A 400-nucleotide genomic window follows, 5' to 3' on the forward strand; every position below is an offset into this window, starting at 1 on the left:
GCCCGCGATGCTGGTGCAAGCCCACCGTCGCAAGCTACGGCTGACCGGCACGAGCTCGCACGGATGATTCTGGCCGATGCCAAGCCGGGCGAGATCCAGGGCGTCGATGGCCTGAAGGGCGCGGTCCTGCCGACACAGATCATCCTGCGGCCGCTGCCGCCCGAAGTCGAGCAGCAGGATCAGCAACTGCGCGGCTACCAATACACGCTGATCGGCGACGATGTATTGATCGTCGATCCGAGGAGCCACGTGATTGTCGAGGTTATCGAGTAGCTCTTTAGGGCTTCGGCAGGACTGGGGTTTGCAACGCGCAACCCTCCCGCCGCGCTGACACTCAAGCCACATCTGGCCCCGTCGGCTCGCGCCGGCGGGGCTTGTGTATAATGCGGTTTGCACCCGT

Annotated in this window: 1 protein-coding gene; it reads left to right on the top strand. The window is 64.2% G+C overall.

The annotated features are described in order from the left end of the window. Positions 1-273: DUF1236 domain-containing protein (locus ACLD7X_RS19425; protein ID WP_411425318.1), on the top strand; the 273-nt coding region annotated here is incomplete at its 5' end. Between the last annotated feature and the right edge of the window lie 127 nt (positions 274-400).

This window comes from Aphanothece microscopica RSMan92 (assembly GCF_046613545.2).
In the GTDB taxonomy this organism is placed as follows: Bacteria; Cyanobacteriota; Cyanobacteriia; order PCC-6307; family Cyanobiaceae; genus NIES-981.